This window comes from Actinomycetota bacterium, from assembly GCA_036280995.1.
GTDB lineage: Bacteria > Actinomycetota > CALGFH01 > CALGFH01 > CALGFH01 > CALGFH01.
The window spans coordinates 1-2,744 of sequence record DASUPQ010000311.1 but is presented as its reverse complement, the minus strand read 5'-3'; the positions used below and the strand labels follow the sequence as shown (position 1 = coordinate 2,744).

4 protein-coding genes are annotated in these 2,744 nt (G+C 75.4%); 3 read left to right on the top strand and 1 reads right to left on the bottom strand.

The genetic code is table 11. The features are described 5' to 3' along the window. The 3 genes from VF468_10485 to VF468_10475 all read left to right on the top strand — a co-directional run. Positions 1 to 617, top strand: a 617-nt coding sequence (locus tag VF468_10485) for a bifunctional salicylyl-CoA 5-hydroxylase/oxidoreductase (protein ID HEX5878734.1), incomplete at its 5' end; no start/stop codon positions are given. A gap of 51 nt (positions 618 to 668) precedes the next feature. Continuing rightward, positions 669 to 1,613 (top strand): GNAT family N-acetyltransferase, encoded by a 945-nt coding sequence (locus VF468_10480; GenBank protein HEX5878733.1) that lies wholly within the window; start codon positions 669 to 671, stop codon positions 1,611 to 1,613. After that, on the top strand, positions 1,610 to 2,584 hold the full coding sequence (locus VF468_10475) for an NAD(P)-dependent alcohol dehydrogenase (GenBank protein HEX5878732.1): 975 nt from the start codon (positions 1,610 to 1,612) through the stop codon (positions 2,582 to 2,584). The genes VF468_10480 and VF468_10475 overlap by 4 nt, the downstream gene beginning before the upstream one ends. Here the strand turns inward: VF468_10475 and VF468_10470 are convergent. Beyond that, on the bottom strand, positions 2,559 to 2,744 hold a 186-nt coding region (locus tag VF468_10470), incomplete at its 5' end, for an SAM-dependent methyltransferase (protein ID HEX5878731.1). The genes VF468_10475 and VF468_10470 overlap by 26 nt on opposite strands.

Below are 2,744 nucleotides of genomic sequence, written 5' to 3'. Positions count from 1 at the left end.
TCCCCTATCTCCCCGGCGGCCCGATGCCCAGGGCGATGGGCGCCGGCGACCTGGAGCGGATCACGGCCGCGTTCGCGGCCGCGGCCGGGCGGGCCGCCGCCGCCGGCGTCGAGGTCCTCCTGCTCGACCTGGCCCACGGCTACCTGCTCGGCGGGTTCCTGTCGCCGCTGGCCAACCGGCGTCACGACCGCTTCGGCGGGTCGCTGGAGGGCCGCCTGCGCTTCCCCCTGCAGGTGGTCGACGCCGTCCGCGACGCCTGGCCCACCGAGCGGCCCCTGTGGGCGGCCGTGACCGCCACCGACTGGGCCCGGGGCGGCCTGGAGCCCGACGAGGCCGTCGCCGTGGCCAGGGCCCTCGCCGAGCACGGCTGCGAGCTGCTCCAGGTGACCGCCGGCCAGACCACCGCCGCCACCCGGCCCGACTACGGCCGCTTCCACCTGGTCGGCTGGAGCGACCTGGTCCGCAACTCGGCCGGCGTCGCGACCATGGTCGGGGGCGGCCTCATCACCGCCGACCAGGTCAACACCGTCCTGGCCGCCGGCCGGGCCGACCTCTGCCTGCTCGACCCGCGCACCTACCGCGGCCCTGATACCGTTGGAGGCGTACCGCACCGGTAGCGGCCTCCCAGCTCCTTCGCGTCAACGGCGCCGTCGCCGTGGAGGCCCGCCATGTCCGAGGTCCAGGTACGCCCGTTCCGCCGCGCCGACCGCGAGCAGCTCACCGCCCTGGTCAACGCCCACGTCCAGGCCGTCGTGCCGGGCGTGTCGGTGTCGGTCAACACCGTCCTGAGCCAGCTGGAGCGCGACCCCGGCGAGTTCATCGTGGATCCCTGGGTCACCGAGCGGATGACGCTGGTGGCCGAGCAGCGGGGCCGGGTGGTGGCCGCCGCCCACCTGCTGCGCTACGGCGGCGGCGGGGAGGTGGGCAAGGCCTGCCGCGACACCGCCGAGATCAACTGGCTGCTGTTCTGGCCGCGGGCCGCGCACTGGCGCGACTCGGAGGAGGCGGCCGGCGCCCTCATGGACGCCTGCCTGGTGCAGCTGCGCTCCTGGGGCGTGGGCCACTGGCACGTCGACGGGGCGCTCCCCGCGCCCGGCGTGTACGGCGTGCCCGAGCAGTGGCCGCACGTGCGGGCGCTCTACGAGCAGGCCGGGTTCGTCCACGACGGCCATGTCGAGATCGTCCTGCTGGCCAGGGTCGACGAGCTGCCCCAGCCGGCCCGGCCGCCGCTGGAGGGGCTCCGGCTGCGGCGGTCGGTGGGGGAGAGCGGCACCCGCCTGTCGGCCTGCCTCGGCGAGGAGGCGGTCGGCTTCATCGAGGTCGAGACCAACCTGGCCGAGGGCGGCCGCCTGGCCCACCTGGGCGGCTGGGCGGATGTCGGCAACCTGCACGTGGTCGAGGCCTACCGCCGCCGCGGCGTCGCCACCTGGCTGGTCGGCCAGGCCGCGGACTGGCTGCGCCTGGCCAGGGTCGAGCGCCTGCTCGAGTACGCCTGGCCCAAGGAGCAGGACCTCCTGGCCCTGCTGGCCCGCCTCGGCTTTCGCGAGCTCACCCGCACCGCCCGCGGCTGGCACCACCGGTCCGGCTCGGCCGACCGTATAGTTCGCCCATGAGGGCAGCGGTCCGCACCAGGTACGGGCCGCCGGAGGTGGTCCGGATCGCGGAGGTGGACCAGCCGGCGGCCGGGGACGACGAGGTGCTCGTCAAGGTCCACGCGACCACCGTGAACCGGACCGACTGCGGCGTGCGGGCGGCCAAGCCCTTCCTCTACCGGCTCTTCCTCGGCCCGGTCAGGCCCCGGCTGGCGATCCTCGGGAACGAGTTCGCCGGCCAGGTCGAGGCCGTCGGCGCCGCCGTCACCGCCTTCGCGCCCGGCGACCGGGTGTTCGGGTGGCGGAGCGAGCGGTTCGGCGCCCACGCCGAGTACCTGGCCATGCCCGCGAACGGCTCGCTGGCCACCATCCCGGCCGAGCTGACCTACGAGGAGGCCGCGCCCGGCACCGAGGGCGCCCACTACGCCCTTTCGCTGATCCGGGCGGCCGGGATCGGGGGCGGCCACGACGTCCTCGTCAACGGGGCCACCGGCGCCATCGGCTCGGCCGCCGTCCAGCTCCTGGCCCACCTGGGGGCGACCGTGACCGCGGTCTGCGACAGCGCCAACCTGGAGCTGGTCCGGCGCCTGGGCGCCGGCCGGGTGATCGACTACACGGCCGAGGACTTCACCAGGGACGGCCAGGCCTACGACGTGGTCCTGGACGCGGTCGGCAACAGCTCGTTCGGCCGCTGCCGGCGGCTGCTGCGGCCGGGCGGGAGCTACCTCTCGACCGACCTGGGCCCGCTGTCCCAGAACCCGTTCCTGGCCCTGGTCACCCCGGCGTTCCGCGGCCGGCGGGTGAAGTTCCCCATCCCCAGGCAGAACCCGGAGACGATCCGGTACCTCCGAGGGCTGCTCGAGTCGGGGGCGTTCCGGCCGCTGGTCGACCGGCGCTACCCGCTGGACGAGATCGTCGACGCCTACCGGTACGTGGAGACGGGGCGCAAGCTCGGCAACGTCGTCATCAGCGTCGTCCCGCCGGGCCCGTGAGGCGCTCGGTCCAGAACAGGTCGGTGCGGTAGGGCACGGCGACCGGCCCCGGCCCGGCCAGGGACGGCTCGGCCGCCGCCACCTCCTCGATCTCGGCCAGGACCCGGGCCCGGGTGGCGTCCGGAAGGGCGGCCACGAAGCTGATCGAGGCGAACCGGTC

Bases quoted from the DNA above. Each gene is read 5' to 3' on its own strand.
- VF468_10480 (HEX5878733.1), top strand. From the start codon at position 669: ATGTCCGAGGTCCAGGTACGCCCGTTCCGCCGCGCCGACCGCGAGCAG.
- VF468_10475 (HEX5878732.1), top strand. From the start codon at position 1,610: ATGAGGGCAGCGGTCCGCACCAGGTACGGGCCGCCGGAGGTGGTCCGG.